We start from the raw sequence: 17,934 nt of genomic DNA, 5'->3' as shown, positions 1-17,934 counted from the left end.
TGACGACCTGATGACTAAAACGCCCACTGGCTCCGTAGCTGAAATACGCTCGGTTCCTCACCATCGTAGGCACCGCCATCAACATCCAGCAGATCGACATAATTGGCTGTGAAACGCAAAGTCGGTGTCGGATACCAGTTGAGGCCCAGGGTCATTGAGTCGGCTTCACCGCCATCGATATCAGCATCGTTCAAATCCACCGTGCTGTAACGCAACGCCAGCTCCCAGGCACCGATACCGCCCTCACCGACATTGGCTTTCGGGGTAATGCCACCGAATTTACCGTTTTTATAATTACGGGACTCACCGGTCAGGAAATAGCCGGCCTGGGCATACCAGCCATCAAAATCCAGATCGCTGCCGCTGTCCCGTTTCACCGAGGTTGTGATGTACTCAGCCTGCGCTGAAAACGGCCCCTGCACAGTGGCAATTTCAGCACCGGTTTTGAAGAAATCATTCACCGTGGCGATTGTGCCGGTGTCAAGAATATTGATACCGGCAATATGCGTTTCCGGCTGCTGTCTGAAACGGGCCGAGTCAATACCGCCGGTTTCCCGGTAATTCAGCCCCAGGCCCAGGTGAACGACTGCTGTTTTGTTATTGATCGGTGCCCATGTCACCCGGCTTCCCGCGCCCCAGCCTTCATCATCAGCGCCACCCTCGCTGCTGACGGTATCACCGAACAGACCACCTGCCAGGGTCCAGTGTTGATGCTGGGCAGTGGCCATCACACCGATATGGCGACCGGCCGCGAACGCCGAAGGCAAGGCACGTTCAGTGAAGGTGACAAACTTGGAACTGGTCTGCTCCTGCAGACTGAAAGGGTCCTTGAAGTTACCCGCCTTGATTTCCAGATTATCGAAGCCGTTATAACTCAGATAGGCATCTTTGATACCACTGGCCCCGTCATCAACAAAGTCATACTGCAGTTTATAGCCCCAGTCATAATACATTCTGCCTTGCAGATAGAGCCGGGCACGGCGGATTTCGGTGCCATCCCCCATTTCCGGATCACCGCCGTAAGCTGCGGCATCGGCCTGAACCCTGCCACCCAATCTGGTTTCAAACTTGCCATCGCGGGTTTTCACCTTGAGTCCGCCATTGGTTGAAACCGACACCTCAGGCGGCTTGACCGCCTCGGCCAGTTTTTTTTCGACCACGGCCTTTTCTTCAGCTGCCTGCTGCTGGTTTTGGTTCAGCTCTGCCATCAGTCGCTGGTATTGCGCATCGCTGACCGTGCCATTGGCATGCAGCATATCTATCAAAGTTTTGATTTCCGAACCGGCATAAGCCGGCATCGCTGTCGCCATCGTCAGCCCGGCCAGTAGCATGGTGGTTTTTAGTCTCATTAATTTCTCCCTGCGCTTCAGAACAATCATTTTTAATATGATTAAATAAGCATATATAGACTCATTTCTAATGAGTATAATCAGGATTAACCCGACCACAAATATGAACAAAAAGACATAAATATGGACATTAACATCAACTTTCACTGGCAAATGCGCCATCAGGGTGAAAAACACGATATCGATGCAATTCTGTTTCATCTGCTGGAAGCGGTGCAGACTGAAGGCTCCTTGAAAAAGGCCACTGACAGACTGAAAGTGTCCTATCGCTTTGCCTGGGGGCTGGTTAATAAATGGGAATCACTGCTCGGCCATCCGCTGGTCATCCTGGAGCGGGGCCGCGGCGCCCGGCTGGCACCGGCCGGCGAAAAACTGATGCATGGCAACCGACACCTTTCCGCTTCTTTCTCCCCGGAGCTGGATAACTTCGCCACCCAGTTCAAACGTGAATTTGAAGCGATTCTCAACCGCCACCATGCTGAAGGTTTTAATATTTTTGCCAGCCACGGCCTGGCTGTAGGTGCGTTACGAGACCTGATTAATCAGCAATCCGACTTTCAGCTGGACTTGCATTTCCATGGCAGCCTGGAAAGTCTGCGCGCGCTGCGAAACGGTGATTGCCATATCGCCGGTTTCCATATCCCGGTTGGCGAGCTGGGTCACCAGGTAAAGCAGGGTTATCTGGAAATTCTCAATCAAGAGACGCATCAGCTGATTTATGTGGTTAAGCGTAATCAGGGCCTGATGGTCGCAGCCGGTAATCCCAAACAGGTGAAAGATATTCACTCGCTGGCAGACAGCAATCTGACTTTCATCAACCGCCAGTCAGACTCCGGTACGCGCTTGCTGCTGGATCAGTTACTACAGGTGAATAAGGTGTCGGCCAGCAGGATCAAAGGTTATCTGAATGAAGAGTTCACTCATATGGCCGTCGCGGCTATGGTGGCAAGTGGCGCTGCCGATGTCGGTTTTGGCATTGCGCCGATGGCGGACAAGTTCAACCTCGAATTTATCCCCCTTGTGTGGGAGCATTACTGTCTGGCGGTACCGAATCACCTGATTAATGACGAGCGGGTCACTGAAATCATTTCCCTGCTCAAAAGCCAGGCTTTTCATGACAACCTGGCAGGCTACTCCGGCTATGACACGGCGCGCTCAGGTGAAACGGTCAGCTTTAAGGAGATTTTCGGCTAATCCCGCTGCCAGTGACCGCTCTTGCCACCGGCTTTTTCCAGCAAACGGATATCGGTCATCACCATGCCACGATCAACCGCCTTACACATATCGTAAATAGTCAGTAAGCAGACCTGAACTGCGGTCAGGGCTTCCATTTCCACCCCGGTCTGGCCGCTGGTTCCCACCAGAGCCTGGCAATGCACAGCGGTGTTATTGGCATCCAGCTCAAATTCGATCGAGACCTTGCTCAATGCCAGCGGGTGGCACAAAGGGATCAGATCCGAGGTTTTCTTCGCCGCCATAATGCCGGCAATTCTCGCAATACCCAATACATCGCCCTTTTTATGCCCACCCTGCTCAATCAGTCTGAAGGTCTCCGGCAGCATAGAAATGCTACCTGCAGCCACCGCAATCCGGTCAGTCACATCCTTGCTGCCAACATCGACCATATGGGCTTCGCCGGCCTGATTAAAATGGGTTAACTCAGCCATCGCAAGTGTTATCCTAATGTTTTCGAAACTGCTGAAACAATCAACCAGATGAGTATCCAAGTCAAATTTTTCGCCAGTCTCCGTGACAAAATCGGTAAGTCAGAAGTTGAACTGAGTTCGGTCGAAACCACCGGCGAAGCCTGGGATCAGGCTACCGATAATGCACCGCGGCCCAATAATGTCCTGGTCGCCATTAATCTTGAATATGCCCGCTTCGATGATCCGGTCGAAGACGGGGATGAGGTGGCCTTTTTCCCGCCGGTCACCGGGGGCTGAAATGAGCAACTGGGTCAGTGAACACGACATCGACCCCTGGCAACTGATTGCCCGCCAGCAGTCAGAACTGAATCAGGCCGGCCAGTTCGGTGCCACTGCGACCTTTATCGGCACCATGCGTGATTTCAGTGATCGTAAGGGTCTCAGCAAAATGATGCTGGAACACTACCCGGCGATGACCGAGCAATATCTGCAAAAACTGGAACAGCTGGCAAGGGAACAATGGCCGCTGCTGGATTGCCTTATCGTCCATCGCGTCGGTGAGATCTACCCCGGCGATGCGATTGTGGTTATTGCCTGCTGGTCGGCGCACCGCCGTGCCGCGCTGGATGCCTGCAACTGGCTGATTGAAGAACTCAAATATCGTGCCCCGTTCTGGAAACAGGAATTCGGCCCGGAAGGCGCTCGCTGGGTTGAAGAAAATACCGACGGTCACAGTCAAGGGAAAAAATCATGATTACTGCCTTATATGCCAGTCTTTGTGCTTTGTGGATAGTGAGACTCTCACTTCAGGTTATCAAGCTGCGTCGCCAGCACCGGGTATCAATAGGTGATGATGGTCACCCGGATCTGCAGACCGCCATCCGGGTTCAGGGCAATGCCACCGAATATATCCCCATCACGCTGATTCTGATGATTATCCTGGAATGGTCCGGCAGCCCCTGGTGGCTGATTCATATTGCCGGTATCGCCCTGCTGGCCGGGCGCTTTATTCATGCCACCGCATTGCAACGTAACGATGGCGAGCGCCGGGTACTGGGCATGAAAATCACTTTTTATCTGATTATGGCGCTGTCCGCCCTGAATATTTTCTATCTGATTGCCGGTTATTTCTTTGCCGATTAACTAACCAAGAAAGTCGCGCACGCCAATCAGCATCATATTGACGGCCACCAGATTCAGCAGCAGCCCCATCAGTTTTTCGACCGCGCGGATGCCACGCTCGCCCAGCCAGTCACTCAGACGGCGGCCGAGCAGAAAGATAACAAAGGCAATCACCAGCACCAGCAGCAAGGCCAGCAGCAACTCGATCAGGCTGGTCTGCTGCTGCGAGCGCAGAATCATCACCGTGGTAATGGCTGACGGTCCCGCCAGACAGGGCACAGCGATTGGAAATAAAAAGGAATCCTGACTGTAATCGCCGGCAAAGACATCTTTGGCTGACTGAAAAATCATCTTCAGTGAAATCAAAAACAGAATCACACCACCGGCAACCATCAACGATGCCCGCTCAATGCTGAGATAACCCAGCATGGCATCACCGACCAGCGCAAACAGGACCAAAACCATGAGTGCCAGAAACGTCTCTCGCAGAATGGTTTTACGGTAATAGGATTTTTCAGTGCCACTCAGCACGGCCAGCACAAACGGCAGATTGCCGAAGGGGTCAATGACCAGAAATAACAGCAAGGCACTTTCAATCATAGAGACTCCCTTTGGACTATTGCCCCCTCAGCCTGCCCCTCTCCCGCCAAGGGGCGAGTGATGGAGACGCTACGCCAAGGCGCGCATCGAAACTTCTCCTTCCTCCTGCACCGGAGAAGGCCGGGATGGGGGCGGGTAATCCCTCAATCCAATTATAGAACCGGTCTTTAAAATATAGCGACAGAGTTAAACGCTATCCCAGGCCCAGTTCTTCCCAGATGGCATCGATCCTCGCGACCACAGCCGGATCCCGCTCAATCGGCCGTCCCCATTCACGATCCGTCTCTCCCGGCATTTTATTGGTCGCATCCATGCCCATTTTAGAACCCAGCCCGGATACCGGTGAGGCAAAATCCAGATAATCGATCGGCGTATTTTCCACCAGCGTTGTGTCGCGTACCGGATCCATTCGGGTGGTAATCGCCCAGATCACATCCTGCCAATCCCGTACGTTCACATCATCATCGACGACGATCACGAACTTTGTATACATAAACTGCCGCAAAAACGACCAGACCCCCATCATCACCCGCTTGGCATGACCGGGATACTGTTTCTTCATGCTCACTACTGCCATCCGGTAGGAACACCCCTCCGGCGGCAGATAGAAATCCACTATCTCCGGAAACTGTTTCTGCAGTATCGGCACGAACACCTCGTTCAGCGCCACACCAAGAATCGCCGGTTCATCCGGTGGCCGGCCGGTATAAGTGCTGTGATAAATCGGGTTCTGCCGCTGGGTAATGCGCTCGATGGTAAACACCGGAAAGCTGTCGACTTCATTGTAATAACCGGTGTGATCACCATAGGGTCCTTCCGGTGCCATATCATCGGGGTAGATATGTCCTTCCAGCACAATCTCGGCATTGGCCGGTACCTGCAGATCATTACCGATGCACTTCACCAGCTCCGTTTTGCTGCCACGCAAAAGACCGGCAAAAGCATATTCCGACAAGGTATCCGGCACCGGCGTCACCGCGCCCAGAATAGTGGCCGGATCGCAGCCCAGCACGACACTGACCGGAAACGGTTCGCCCGGATAGGTCTGCTGCCATTCCTTGAAATCCAGTGCGCCGCCGCGATGCGACAACCAACGCATAATCACGCGGTTCTTGCCAATCACCTGCTGCCGGTAAATGCCGAGGTTCTGGCGTTCTTTATGCGGCCCTTTGGTGACCACCAGCCCCCAGGTAATCAGCGGTGCCGCATCTTCCGGCCAGCACAGCTGAATCGGATAATTGGCCAGATCAATCTCATCCCCTTCCAGCACCTGCTCCTGACAGGCCGCCTTTTTGACGACCTTCGGCCCCATATTCATCACCTGCCTGAAAATCGGCAATTTACTCCAGGCATCCTTCATACCCTTGGGCGGTTCAGGCTCTTTCAAAAAGGCGAGCAGTTTGCCGACCTCCCGCAAAGCTTCCACCGAGTCCTCACCCATGCCCATTGCCACACGCTTCGGCGTGCCGAACAGGTTCAGCAAAGCCGGGACCTTAGAGCCTTTGGGATTTTCAAACAAAAGCGCCGGACCACCTGCCCGTAACACCCGGTCAGCGATTTCGGTCATTTCCAGGGCTGGATCAACTTCGGTGGTAATGCGTTTGAGTTCGCCCTGCTTTTCCAGGCCGGAGAGGAAGTCGCGGAGATCGGTGTATTTCATTGTTAATGTAATTTTTATCAAATATGGAATAGCTTAGCAGTTTAAGCTTTGGCCTAAGTAATACCACATAGTTTTCAGTCTAGAGCCGGTTTTGTGAACTTGAGGTTCACAAGTTCATTTTTGCGTGGCCAAAAAAGGCCAGACCCATGCTTGCCCTGCGGGTTCCCTGCGCTTCTCGATCTGACTGGGTGTTCGCAAACTCGCTACGCTCAGACATGCGCTCACACTGATCCAGTCACCTCTGCGATGCTCAGCTTCGCATAAGGGCGGGTTTCCCCTATCCCTTCGAGGGAGAGGGGAAAGTTGATTCCCTAGATTCAAGTTTGTGTCCGCTTTTCCATCCCCGTTTGTGCTGACGAGGAATAACATTGATTCAGGTCTGAGGGCGGCTAGTGTCTGAGCGCAGCGAGTTTTAGCCGACCGCCTGAATCAATGTTATGACGAGTGGAGCCGCAGGCCAGCACATTGGGGCGCCCTAGGGTTGTTAGGGAAATGGGCGCGTATTTCCCTGACTCGCCATTAAGGCGAAATACGAGCGTTCAGAACAGAACTGAATGTTTTATTCACTGCTAGCTTCCCAGCTTTGACCGAAAACCAGGTTCCTGAAGATTGCCACGACCTGTCGGCGTCGCAATGTCAAGATATAGGTTGGGCTGAATGCAATGAAGCCCAACAATGCCCCCAACCTCTATCGTTGGGCTTCGTACCTCAGCCCAACCTACACAGAAGAAACAATCAACTTGAGAATTTTGATCCCAACCCCCATCTTTAGAATATAATGAAACTATTATGAAAACAGTCATTTGGAGGTCGTTATGGCTGGAGGATGGTCCCGAGACGGGGCGGTACAAGATCAAATCGATGCCAGTGTGGAAGATGCAGTCAGCGCCGTGCGCGGCCGTCTGCCCAAGGGCGAGAGCCTGAAGTTCTGCGAAGAATGTGAAGAAGCCATTCCGGAGGCTCGCCGTGAAGCCATTCCCGGTGTGCGGCTGTGCGTGCAGTGTCAGGAAGAAGTGGATAAGGAAAACAAGGCTGCCGGTCTCTTCAATCGCCGGGGCAGTAAAGACAGTCAACTGCGCTGATTAATACAAACTAATAAAAGGGGGCACATCGCTGCCCTTTTTTATTGCCTGCTTTTTCTGTCAGACTTCATAGTCCAATACGCGTGCTGGAATGATTTTGTTTAACGAGATACAGTTCACAGGAAATTGATTCCCTAAACCTTATGTTTCAGCATGAATACCCCCGATAATTTTATGGGGTCCCAACACGAAAGGATATGCAATGAAAAAACTATTATTACTATTGCCTTTGATTTTTGCCGCTCAGCAGGCCCTCGCTATTGATGCCGAGACTCAGGAAAACTACAAAAAACACTACAGCGAACAGATGAAGCCGTTGGTGATGAAGAAGCTCAGCAGCGACCGTCCCGACATGACAGCGAAAGCGATCCGTGCCGAGGCTGATGCCTATGTCGCGAAAATGGCTGAATGCCAGATTAAAGGACTGAGTAATCTGCCGGCAGAATACCGGGACAAGGCGATCATGCTGGTCGCAGATGGAGGTGATGTGGCTAACACCACCCGCGCCCTGAACCAGAAGCTGAAAGAAGATATTGATGCCGGTCTGGTCAAAAAAGACGATGTGATGGTGATGATTCAGACTGCACAGGAAAGTGTACAGATCTGCATGAATTCCTGATTTCCGATTTTCATTATTAGCAGCCAGCGCCAGCGCTGGCTGCTTTATTTTTAGGTAAACAGTTCCTTATAAAGATTCGCCGCACAATCCACCCAATAAGCATGACCCGTTCACAACAAGTTCAGCAGGAACCCAGCCCATGAAACCATTTTCAGCGACAGGCATCGCAGGCCTTGTATTCGTCCTCTCATTTAGCAGTCATCCGGCTTTTGCCGAAAACCAGCAAGTCTCCTATTGGCAAGGCGGCTATGCCGGTTTCAGTCTCGGTGCCGAACGTAGCGAAGCCGATCCGACAGCTGAAGTAAAATCGCAGGGCTACTTTACCGGTGACGATTTTGCGCTGGTTAATCCCCGTGCTTCTGATGATATTGAAGACAACCATGCTCAGGGTCAGCTGTTCTGGGGGTACAATCACCAGAGCGGTAATCTGGTCTATGGTCTGGAAGCCGATCTCAGCTTTTCGGATTTCAAAGAAAAGAATGCCGCTGGCCCGGTTGAGTACAACACGGCACCGGGCGACACCTTTAATGTGACCACACGGGTTGAATCGGATTGGGCAGTGAACCTCAAAGCCCGTTTGGGTTACGCGCATAAAAAATCCTTGTTTTATATCGCTGCCGGGCCGTCTTTACGTAAATTTGAATATGACTTTCTGTTCACTGATACCTTTCAGCCGCAGCGAGTCAATGAAGATCAAGACAAGTGGAAACTCGGCTGGACAGCCAGTGCAGGCATTGAGCATCGGCTGATGGCTGACTGGACCGTCAGGCTGGAATACCGCTATTCAGCCTATAACAATGTTTTCGACAGTGACAGCACCACCCTCGATTACCCGAATGATGGTTTTGAGCATGAACTCGATCTCAGGAGCAACAGCATCACGCTGGGTATCTCCAGGCCGCTGTAAACGCTGAGTCAGCACAAATAAAAAAGAGCCTTTCGGCTCTTTTTTATTAAGCGGCAATGCCTGAATGCCTGAGTAAGGCATCAATCTCAGGTTCACGGCCACGGAACTCGATAAACAGCTCCATCGGCTCTTTGGAGCCACCCTGCTCCAGAATCGACGACAGGAATTCGAGACCGGTCTTGCGATCAAAAATCCCGTTTTCCTCAAACTTGGAGAAGGCATCTGCCGACAACACTTCCGCCCATTTGTAGCTGTAATAACCGGCCGCATAACCGCCGGCAAAGATATGGGCAAAGCTGTGAGCAAAGCGGTTGAATTTAGGTGGCTTGACCACGGTGATTTGATCGCGCACTTCGGCCAGGATCTTATCGACCTGGTTGGCTTCGTTCGGATCAAACTCCAGATGCAGACGGAAATCGAACAGAGAAAACTCGATTTGTCTCAGCATCATCATCGCTGACTGGAAGTTACGCGCTGCAATCATTTTCTGATACAAGGCTTCCGGCAGCGGCTCACCGGTTTCATAATGACCGGCAATCAGATCCAGCGCTTCGCGTTCCCAGCACCAGTTTTCCATAAACTGGCTGGGCAGTTCGACCGCATCCCAGGCCACACCGTTAATCCCGGAAACACCGGAATAATCAATCTTGGTCAGCATATGGTGCAGGCCATGGCCGAACTCATGGAACAGCGTGGTCACTTCATCATGGGTGAACAAAGCCGGCTTGCCCCCGACCGGTTCCGAGAAATTACAGGTCAGGAAAGCGACAGGGGTCTGAATGCCATCGGCGGTCTTACGACGCACCAGGCATTCATCCATCCAGGCGCCGCCACGTTTGTGCTGACGGGCATAGAGATCGAGATAGAACTGCCCGCGCAGTTCGCCACTGGCTTCACGGATTTCAAAGAAACGCACATCTTTATGCCAGGTGTCGACATCCTTGCGTTCAGTGATTTCCAGGCCATACAGCTTGTTAACCACGGCAAACAGGCCATTCACCACTCTGTCTTCAGGGAAGTAAGGTTTCAGTTCTTCCTGCGAAATCGAATAACGCTGCTGACGCAGTTGCTCGGCAAAATACGTCACATCCCAGGCTTCCAGATCGTCCATGCCGGCGGTTTCTTTGGCATAGGCCTTGAGTTCTTCAAACTCTTTTTCGGCAATCGGTTTGCTGCGGGCGGCCAGATCATTCAGAAAGTCCAGCACCTGTTCCGGTGTCTGTGCCATTTTGGTGGCCAGGGAACGTTCGGCGTGGTTATTAAAGCCCAGTAGCTGGGCGAGTTCATGGCGCAGTTTCAGAATCTCGGCCATGACTTCAGTGTTGTCCCATTTACCGGCATTGGGCCCCTGATCAGAAGCCTTGGTGGCGAAGGCGGTGTACATCTCTTCGCGCAGTTCACGGTTGTCAGCATAGGACATCACCGGCATGTAGGACGGGAAGTCGAGGGTGAAGACCCAGCCTTCCAGACCGTCACGCTTGGCAAACTGCTCCGCCATCGCCACGGTGGAAGGCGGCAGGCCAGACAGCATGGCTTCGTCGGTAATATGCTTTTTCCAGGCGTGGGTCGCGTCGAGCAGGTTTTCTTCGAACCTGGCGCTGAGCTCGGTCAGCTTCTGGGTGATCTTTTTATATTGATCCCGCTGTGCCGGTGGCAGCTCAACACCGGACAGACGGAAATCACGTATCGCATTATCAATGACTTTTTTCTGCGCGGTATCAAGCTGTTGATAGGCTTCGCTTTCTGCCAGCGCCTTGTAGGCACGGTAAAGATCTTCATTCTGACCCAGCTCGGTACCGAATTCGCTCAGCATCGGCAGACAGGCGTTGTAAGCCTTGCGCAGTTCATCGGAATTGACCACTGAGTTCATATGGCTGACCGGCGACCAGACATGATCGATGCTGGCTTCGATTTCTTCCATCGGCTCTACCAGGGTTTCCCAGGTCGGCTCGGAAATACGGGTCAGCAGTGTATTGACGGCTTCCCTCGCTTTTTCAATGGCCTGAGTGACAGCCGGCTCAACATGTTCCGGCTTGATTCTGGAAAACGGCGGCAAAGTGTAATCGTCTAGTAATGGATTGCTCATAATTCTCTCTGGTCAGGGCAGGCGTTGATTATACGACAGCCGGCCAGCCGGTCTTACGTCACGATTCTGCAATAAAAAGTTAATAACGCTGCAATATTAATTAGTTAGTGTGCGCTCAAGATAAAAGGTAGGGGCACATAATGCAAAAACAAGTGAGTCAGAAAGGAAAGATAAAAGTTCGCAGCGTCTGGATCTCGGATATTCACCTTGGCTTCCGCGGCTGCAGCGCCGATTTTCTGCTCGATTTCCTGCATAAAGTGGAATGTGACTACCTGTACCTGGTCGGCGACATTATCGACATCTGGGAGATGAAAAAGAAGATGTTCTGGCCGCAGGCGCACAACAATGTCATCCGCACCCTGCTGGGTAAAGCCAAACACAACACCAAAGTGATTTATGTGCCGGGCAATCACGATGAAATCCTGCGCGATTACGATGGTGCCGTGTTCGGCAATGTAGAAATTCAGAATGAAGTAATTCACACCACCGCGGATAATCGCAAGCTGCTTATCATCCACGGCGACCAGTTCGACAGCGTGGTGAAAATTTCTCCGCTGCTGGCCAAGGTCGGCAGCCGTCTTTATGAGTGGCTGCTGCGCGCCAACCGCTACGTCAACCTGGTACGTCGCAAGCTGGGCTTTTCTTACTGGTCACTGGCGGCTTTTCTGAAGCACAAAGTCAAAAATGCGGTGCAGTACATCAGCAATTTCGAAGAAGCGGTAGCCTACGAAGCCGCGCGACAGGGTGTTGACGGCGTAGTATGTGGTCACATTCACCGCGCCGAAATCGCCCGCCACCACGATATTGATTACTACAACTGCGGTGACTGGGTGGAAAGCTGCACCGCGCTGGTCGAGCACCCTAACGGCGAAATGGAAATCCTCCACTGGACTGAACTGGTCGAACAACCCAAAGCTCTGGTTCAAGCCGCCTAGGGCTTGTTTATGTTTGCGTATCGCCACCTGCTGTTAGCGGAAAAGCCCCAATGAAAATTGTTATCGTGACCGATGCCTGGAATCCCCAGGTCAACGGCGTTGTGCGGACGCTAAAACAGACCCGCAAATGCCTGGAACAGCTGGGCCATGAAGTGCATTTAATTACCCCTGAATTGTTCAAAACCATCCCCTGCCCCAGTTATCCCAGTATTCCGCTGTCATTGTTTCCCGGCCGCAAGGTGGCGAAATTACTTAATGCTCACAATGCCAATGCTATACACATTGCGACTGAAGGCCCGCTGGGCATGGCGGCAAGACGCTGGTGCCTGCGTAACAGGATCCAGTTCACCACGTCGTATCACACCCAGTTTCCTGAGTATGTCCGTCTCAGGGCACCGATTCCTCTGAGCTGGACCTATGCCTGGTTGCGTCGCTTTCACGGCCGGGCGGTACACACCCTGGTGCCGACTGAATCCCAGCGTCAGCGTCTGCTTCAAAGGGGCTTTAAGCATGTTGAAGTCTGGGGCCGCGGTGTGGATACCGATATTTTCACGCCGGAAAATCCGCAGCAACTGGACCTGCCAGGTCCGATTCTGCTCAATATGGGCCGGGTAGCGGTAGAAAAAAATATTGAAGCTTTCCTTGAACTGAATGTGCCGGGCAGTAAAGTCGTTGTCGGTGACGGGCCGGATCTGGAACAGTTGCGACAGGCCTATCCCGATGTGCTGTTCACCGGTGCCAAGTTCGGCAGAGAACTGGCCAGCTATGTTGCGGCAGCGGATGTGTTTGTTTTCCCCAGCCGCACCGATACTTTCGGGCTGGTGTTACTGGAAGCGATGGCCTGCGGCGTGCCGGTAGCGGCTTATCCGGTGACGGGGCCAGCAGATGTGGTGCAGGAGGGTATCACCGGCAGTCTCAGTGACAATCTGGCTGAAGCCGTAGAAAAAGCACTGGGCTTAAACTCACAGGACTGTATTGATTATGCGCGGAAAAACAGCTGGCTTGCCTGTAGTGAGGTTTTCGCCAGCTTTATGTTTGATAATGCTGCAACAGCCGACATGCAGCGTCGGGAGCAGACAGTCCGGGAACGCTGACCAGACTGTTGCATTTATACAACAAACTTCATCCCCTGTTTGCCGATATTACAACAGGATCTCTTGATCGGCTCCGACCAGCGTGAGATTATTTGTGGGTCAATAAGAATAAACAGGGATAAAGATTTCAATGACACAACTCCGTACCGTTTTCAGACTGGGTGTAGTGGTCATGGTACTGTTCATGACCGGTTGCGCCACCATTAACCAGAGTGCAGGCGTCAGTGATCCATTGGAAGGATATAACCGTGCCATGTACAAGTTTAATGATGCAGTGGATACCGCCGTACTCAAACCGGTTGCCAGGGGCTATGACGCTGTTGTGCCTGCTCCTATCAGCCAGGGTGTCAGTAACTTCTTCAGCAACCTGAATGACATCACTGTGATTATCAATGACTTGTTTCAGGGCAAGTTCTACCAGGCTTACCGTGATACTCACCGCTTTGTACTGAATACTACGGTCGGTGTAGCCGGTATTTTTGACGTCGCCAGCCTGAGCGGCTTTACCAAGAATAATGAAGATTTCGGTCAGACGCTGGGCGTCTGGGGCGCTGAGCCCGGTGCCTATGTCGTGCTGCCTTTCTTCGGCCCGCGCAATGTGCGTGACACCTTCGGTCTGGTCGGCGATATGTTCACCGATCCCGTGATGTACGTTGAAGGTGACGATGCCCGCATCGCACTGGTCGGCACCCGTGTTATCGATACCCGCGCCAATCTGCTCAAAGCAGAGAAAGTGTTGGACCAGGCTGCCACTGATGAATACAGTTATGTTCGTGATGCCTACATGTCACGTCGTGAGTATCTGGTTTTCGACGGTAACCCACCGCAAAATGATGACTTCGATGTGTTCGAGGACGAGTGACACGACAATCTCCTGTTGAGACCTTATAATAAAGAGCCGGGTTATGACCCGGCTTTTTTTATGTTTCAACTAAACCGGATTCAGACCAGTCACGGAGTGTTATGACCAGCATTTTATTTATTGTTGCCATTGTGGCCGGCTTTGCCATCCTGATTTGGGGTGCAGATCGTTTTATTGACGGGGCTGCCAACATCGCCAGTAACCTGGGTGTTTCTCCCCTTATTGTCGGTGTCACCATCGTCGGTTTCGGCACTTCGGCACCGGAAATGCTGGTGTCCGCTCTGGCCGCCATTGATGGCGTGCCGGCAATGGGTATCGGTAATGCCATCGGCTCCAATATCACCAATGTGGGCCTGGTGCTGGGGGTAACCACTTTGATCGCACCACTGGTCGTCAACTCGGCCACGCTGCGCCGTGAATTTCCTCTGCTGGCTTTTGTCATGCTGATATCGCTCATCATGATTACCGATGGTGTACTGAGCCGAATGGATGGTGGCATTCTTTTCGTCGGTTTCCTGCTGACTATTGCCGCCATGGGCTGGATGGCCTACAAAGGTCTGGGGAAAAACGACCCCCTGGAGGCTGAATTCGCTGAAGAATATGCCGAACCCAAAATGTCGACCGGCAAAGCCAGTTGGTATTTTACGATCGGCCTGGCATCACTGCTGGTCGGCTCGAAGTCACTGGTCTGGGGTGCCAGCGGCATCGCCACCTTACTGGGTGTCAGTGATCTGATTATTGGTCTGACTATTGTCGCGATTGGCACCAGCCTGCCGGAACTGGCAGCGTCGGTAATCTCGGCACTGAAACACGAACACGATATCGCCGTGGGTAATATCCTCGGCTCCAATATTTTCAATCTGCTCGCTGTACTGGCGATGCCGGGCCTGATTGCCCCTTCAAATGTCGATCCCATGCTGCTTTACCGTGATTTCCCATTTATGATCGGACTGGCAGTGGGTCTTTTCCTTTTCGCACGCTATTGTTCCCAGGGCCGTATCGGCCGGGTAGCGGGGGCCTTGCTGTTAGTGGTCTATATTGGCTATAACAGTCTTCTTGCCTACCAGAACATGCCGGGAATCAGTTAATGCAGATCGATCACGATAAGCTCAAAGCGCTCGCCGGCGCGGTCATCGAGACCGAGTTGGCGGCTATATCAGCCTTACGCGATCGCATCAATGACGACTTTATCAGAGCCTGTGAGTTTATGCTGGCATGCAGCGGCCGCATAGTCGTGATCGGCATGGGCAAATCCGGCCATATCGGCAGTAAAATCGCTGCTACCCTGGCCAGTACCGGTACACCGGCATTTTTTGTTCATCCCGGCGAAGCCAGTCATGGGGATCTGGGCATGATCACCGATAAAGATGTGGTGCTGGCTTTATCCAACTCCGGCGAAACAGCTGAAATTCTCACTATCCTGCCGCTGATCAAACGTCTGCATGTGCCGTTGATCGTCATGACCGGCAGACCGGAGTCGACATTGGCGCAGTGTGCCAGTGCCCATCTTGATGTCAGTGTCGAACGTGAGGCCTGTCCGCTGGGACTTGCCCCGACTTCCAGCACGACCGCGGCACTGGTGATGGGCGATGCACTTGCCGTTGCCCTGCTGGAAGCCCGCGGCTTTACCGCAGAAGACTTTGCCATGTCACATCCGGGCGGCTTGCTTGGCCGCCGCCTGTTATTGCGGGTGAGCGATATTATGCATACCGGCTCGGCCATTCCCACTATCAGCGAGTCTGCCCTGATCAGTGAAGCCCTGATTGAAATGTCAGCGAAAGGCCTGGGCATGACCGCGGTGACCGATGCCGGGCAGCGGGTTGTCGGCATTTTTACCGATGGTGACCTGCGCCGTGTGCTGGCACAGGAAGTGAACATTCATACTGAACCGCTGTCTGCTTTCATGACCCGTGGCTGCAAAACCGGCAAACCCGAAATGCTGGCAGCCGAAGCGCTAGAATTAATGCAGCGTTACAAGATTAATGCCCTACTCATACTCAACGAACAACACAAACTGGCCGGGGCCATCAATATGCATGACCTGCTCCGTGCCGGTGTCGTGTAACAGGAAAATCAATGCAGGACATTCTGGAAAAAGCCAAAAAAATCAAACTGGTCATCTTCGATGTGGATGGTGTACTGACAGATGGCCGTATTATCATCGGCGATGATGGTCAGGAATATAAATCTTTTCATACCCGTGACGGCCACGGTATGAAACTGCTGCAACTCACCGGGGTGGAAATTGCCATTATCAGTGGCCGAACCACAAAAACGGTAGAACACCGGATGAACAGTCTGGGCATTAATCATGTCTTTCAGGGCAAACGCGTTAAACTGCCGGTTTTTGAGCAATTGATTGCCGAGCTGGGTCTGGAGCCCGAACAGTGCGCCTTTGTGGGCGATGATTGGGTTGATCTCTCCATCATGAGCCGTGTCGGTCTCGCCGTAGCAGTGCAGGATGCTGACGAAGTTGTCAAAAAACATGCACACTGGATCACACCGTCAAATGGCGGTCATGGTGCTGCCCGCGAGGTTTGTGAATTGATTATGGAAGGACAGGGTAACCTGCAGGATCAAATTGAACGTCATTTTTAATCTGCCTCGCTATGCCCGCATCGGGCTGCTGTTGATAGCTGCCTTCAGTCTGTGGTTGATTTTTTACGACAGTAATCAATCAGCGCAGCAGACAAGTGACGTGCGGCGCACCAGCGATTATGCAATGACCGACTTCACCATGACGATAATGGATATCAACGGTGAACCGGCGCGCATCATCAAAGGCGAGGAAATGGCGCATTATCCGCATGATGACTCGACAGAAATTATCCAGCCGATCACCGAGTTTCTGGAACCCGGTCAGGATACCTGGGTAGTCAGCTCCCAGCACGGTCACACCCAGGGTGAGGCCGAAACAATACTACTGACCGGAAATGTTATTATCAGCAACAAGGACGATCCGGCGTTTGAAATGCGCACCGAGAGACTGACGCTGAATACGCAAGACAACACGGCTTATACGGAAGAGCCGGTGACCATTCATTCACCGCAGGGCGTGACCGACGCCGTCGGCCTGCACGCGGCGCTGGATGATGAGACAATCAACCTGCATTCGAGGGTAAAAGGACAATATGATGCGCCTGCCAATTAATCTGCTTGCGATTGCCGTGCTCATGCCTGCCATGGCGCTGGCTTTGCCCAGTGATCGGGAAAAACCCATCAGTATTGAGGCCGACCACGCCCAGCTGGACGATCGTGAAGGAGTGACGCAATACAAAGGGGATGCCATTCTGACTCAGGGTACCCTGCGCATTACCGGCGACATCATCACTTTCTTTTACGATGACAATAAACAGCTGACCAAGGCGGTGGCGGAAGGCAAACGCGCCACTTACCAGCAGGTGCATAATCCCGGTGAGAACCCGGTCAAGGCCAAGGCGCTGAAAATGGAATATTACGCTGATCGCCAGAAAATCTATCTGATCGGCGATGGCTACGTCCAGCAGAACGGTGATGAGTTCACCGGTAATTACATCGAGTATGACATTGCCCGCAACGTCGTCTCTGCCAACTCCAAGCCGGTCACCGTCGATGGTGAAACACAGAAAAAAGGCCGGGTGCATATTATCATTCAACCGCAAAATACCCGTAAGCCGTCCAAACCAGAAGAAAAAGCAGTGCCAGCCCAGAGTGAAGATACCTCAGCACCGCCTGAATCCGGCGCCGGAGACGACAAGCAGACTGAGAGTCAGGCAACAGAAACAGAGCCCAAATCCTACCCGACGGCAATGACGACCAGCCGACTCAATGTCCGCACCGGTCCCGGTACCCAGTATCAGAAACTCGGCACTTTCGCTCAGTCAATGGAAGTCATTGTGCTGACCCGGCAGACCAACTGGGCGCAGGTTCGCGGTACCATCAATGGTGAAGTGGTGATCGGCTGGGTCAACAGCCGCTACCTGCAATAATCCC

General features: G+C 52.7%; 20 protein-coding genes. 15 read left to right on the top strand and 5 right to left on the bottom strand.

The annotated features are described in order from the left end of the window. Positions 1–14 precede the first annotated feature (14 nt). Positions 15–1,349: a porin gene (locus tag FH755_RS05820; RefSeq protein WP_292439544.1), complete on the bottom strand. Its 1,335-nt coding sequence runs from the start codon at positions 1,347–1,349 to the stop codon at positions 15–17. A 123-nt stretch (positions 1,350–1,472) separates the two neighbouring features. On the opposite strand from FH755_RS05820, the gene FH755_RS05815 reads away from it, so the two are divergent. Further along, positions 1,473–2,543, top strand: coding sequence for a substrate-binding domain-containing protein (locus FH755_RS05815; RefSeq protein ID WP_292439542.1), 1,071 nt, complete (start codon positions 1,473–1,475; stop codon positions 2,541–2,543). On the opposite strand, the gene moaC is transcribed toward FH755_RS05815, so the two are convergent. Then, positions 2,540–3,016, bottom strand: a complete 477-nt coding sequence (gene moaC, locus FH755_RS05810) for a cyclic pyranopterin monophosphate synthase MoaC (RefSeq protein ID WP_292439540.1) — start codon at positions 3,014–3,016, stop codon at positions 2,540–2,542. The genes FH755_RS05815 and moaC overlap by 4 nt on opposite strands. 48 nt (positions 3,017–3,064) lie before the next feature. Here moaC and moaD point away from each other — a divergent pair, with 48 nt between their 5' ends. The 3 genes from moaD to FH755_RS05795 are packed head-to-tail and all read left to right on the top strand — an operon-like array spanning position 3,065 to position 4,138. After that, positions 3,065–3,292: a molybdopterin converting factor subunit 1 gene (gene moaD, locus FH755_RS05805; protein WP_292439538.1), complete on the top strand. Its 228-nt coding sequence runs from the start codon at positions 3,065–3,067 to the stop codon at positions 3,290–3,292. Position 3,293: 1 nt separating this feature from the next. Further along, the gene (locus FH755_RS05800) at positions 3,294–3,749 is read left to right on the top strand and encodes a molybdenum cofactor biosynthesis protein MoaE (RefSeq protein ID WP_292439536.1); all 456 of its coding nucleotides are present in this window, start codon (positions 3,294–3,296) and stop codon (positions 3,747–3,749) included. After that, the gene (locus tag FH755_RS05795; protein WP_292439534.1) at positions 3,746–4,138 is read left to right on the top strand and encodes an MAPEG family protein; all 393 of its coding nucleotides are present in this window, start codon (positions 3,746–3,748) and stop codon (positions 4,136–4,138) included. Before FH755_RS05800 ends, FH755_RS05795 begins: the two co-directional genes overlap by 4 nt. Here the strand turns inward: FH755_RS05795 and FH755_RS05790 are convergent, their stop codons facing one another. Together FH755_RS05790 and ubiD are read right to left on the bottom strand one after the other, a co-directional pair. Further along, on the bottom strand, positions 4,139–4,717 hold the full coding sequence (locus FH755_RS05790) for a MarC family protein (protein ID WP_292439532.1): 579 nt from the start codon (positions 4,715–4,717) through the stop codon (positions 4,139–4,141). A 193-nt stretch (positions 4,718–4,910) separates the two neighbouring features. Beyond that, positions 4,911–6,377: a 4-hydroxy-3-polyprenylbenzoate decarboxylase gene (gene ubiD / locus FH755_RS05785; RefSeq protein WP_292439530.1), complete on the bottom strand. Its 1,467-nt coding sequence runs from the start codon at positions 6,375–6,377 to the stop codon at positions 4,911–4,913. An 815-nt stretch (positions 6,378–7,192) separates the two neighbouring features. Here ubiD and FH755_RS05780 point away from each other — a divergent pair. The 3 genes from FH755_RS05780 to FH755_RS05770 all read left to right on the top strand — a co-directional run bounded on the left by FH755_RS05780 (position 7,193) and on the right by FH755_RS05770 (position 8,985). Then, on the top strand, positions 7,193–7,459 hold the full coding sequence (locus FH755_RS05780; protein WP_292439528.1) for a DksA/TraR family C4-type zinc finger protein: 267 nt from the start codon (positions 7,193–7,195) through the stop codon (positions 7,457–7,459). Between the two features lie 202 nt (positions 7,460–7,661). Beyond that, complete coding sequence (locus FH755_RS05775) at positions 7,662–8,078, top strand: hypothetical protein (protein ID WP_292439508.1); 417 nt, start codon at positions 7,662–7,664, stop codon at positions 8,076–8,078. Positions 8,079–8,217: 139 nt separating this feature from the next. Further along, entirely contained in the window at positions 8,218–8,985 is a 768-nt protein-coding gene (locus FH755_RS05770; protein ID WP_292439506.1) for an outer membrane beta-barrel protein, read from the top strand. Between the two features lie 46 nt (positions 8,986–9,031). Here the strand turns inward: FH755_RS05770 and prlC are convergent, their stop codons facing one another. After that, positions 9,032–11,071 (bottom strand): oligopeptidase A, encoded by a 2,040-nt coding sequence (gene prlC / locus FH755_RS05765; RefSeq protein ID WP_292439504.1) that lies wholly within the window; start codon positions 11,069–11,071, stop codon positions 9,032–9,034. A 140-nt stretch (positions 11,072–11,211) separates the two neighbouring features. On the opposite strand from prlC, the gene FH755_RS05760 reads away from it, so the two are divergent. From FH755_RS05760 to lptA, 8 genes are all read left to right on the top strand, one after another. After that, positions 11,212–12,006 carry a UDP-2,3-diacylglucosamine diphosphatase gene (locus tag FH755_RS05760; protein WP_292439502.1) on the top strand — a complete coding sequence of 265 codons (795 nt, stop codon included), beginning with the start codon at positions 11,212–11,214 and terminating at the stop codon, positions 12,004–12,006. Positions 12,007–12,056: 50 nt separating this feature from the next. Beyond that, positions 12,057–13,100: a glycosyltransferase family 1 protein gene (locus tag FH755_RS05755; RefSeq protein WP_292439500.1), complete on the top strand. Its 1,044-nt coding sequence runs from the start codon at positions 12,057–12,059 to the stop codon at positions 13,098–13,100. A gap of 130 nt (positions 13,101–13,230) precedes the next feature. Continuing rightward, positions 13,231–13,962 carry a VacJ family lipoprotein gene (locus FH755_RS05750; RefSeq protein WP_292439498.1) on the top strand — a complete coding sequence of 244 codons (732 nt, stop codon included), beginning with the start codon at positions 13,231–13,233 and terminating at the stop codon, positions 13,960–13,962. A 101-nt stretch (positions 13,963–14,063) separates the two neighbouring features. Continuing rightward, positions 14,064–15,050, top strand: coding sequence for a calcium/sodium antiporter (locus FH755_RS05745; RefSeq protein WP_292439496.1), 987 nt, complete (start codon positions 14,064–14,066; stop codon positions 15,048–15,050). Beyond that, positions 15,050–16,027: a KpsF/GutQ family sugar-phosphate isomerase gene (locus FH755_RS05740; RefSeq protein WP_292439494.1), complete on the top strand. Its 978-nt coding sequence runs from the start codon at positions 15,050–15,052 to the stop codon at positions 16,025–16,027. Before FH755_RS05745 ends, FH755_RS05740 begins: the two co-directional genes overlap by 1 nt. Before the next feature lie 11 nt (positions 16,028–16,038). Beyond that, the gene (kdsC, locus tag FH755_RS05735; RefSeq protein ID WP_292439492.1) at positions 16,039–16,560 is read left to right on the top strand and encodes a 3-deoxy-manno-octulosonate-8-phosphatase KdsC; all 522 of its coding nucleotides are present in this window, start codon (positions 16,039–16,041) and stop codon (positions 16,558–16,560) included. After that, positions 16,544–17,113, top strand: a complete 570-nt coding sequence (gene lptC / locus FH755_RS05730) for an LPS export ABC transporter periplasmic protein LptC (RefSeq protein ID WP_292439490.1) — start codon at positions 16,544–16,546, stop codon at positions 17,111–17,113. Before kdsC ends, lptC begins: the two co-directional genes overlap by 17 nt. Then, complete coding sequence (lptA, locus tag FH755_RS05725) at positions 17,097–17,930, top strand: lipopolysaccharide transport periplasmic protein LptA (RefSeq protein ID WP_292439488.1); 834 nt, start codon at positions 17,097–17,099, stop codon at positions 17,928–17,930. The genes lptC and lptA overlap by 17 nt, the downstream gene beginning before the upstream one ends. Positions 17,931–17,934: the final 4 nt, after the last annotated feature.

Source organism: Methylophaga sp. (assembly GCF_009711715.1).
In the GTDB taxonomy this organism is placed as follows: Bacteria; Pseudomonadota; Gammaproteobacteria; order Nitrosococcales; family Methylophagaceae; genus Methylophaga.
The sequence above is the reverse complement of the archived record's forward strand: the minus strand, read 5'-3'. Positions and strand labels throughout refer to the sequence as shown.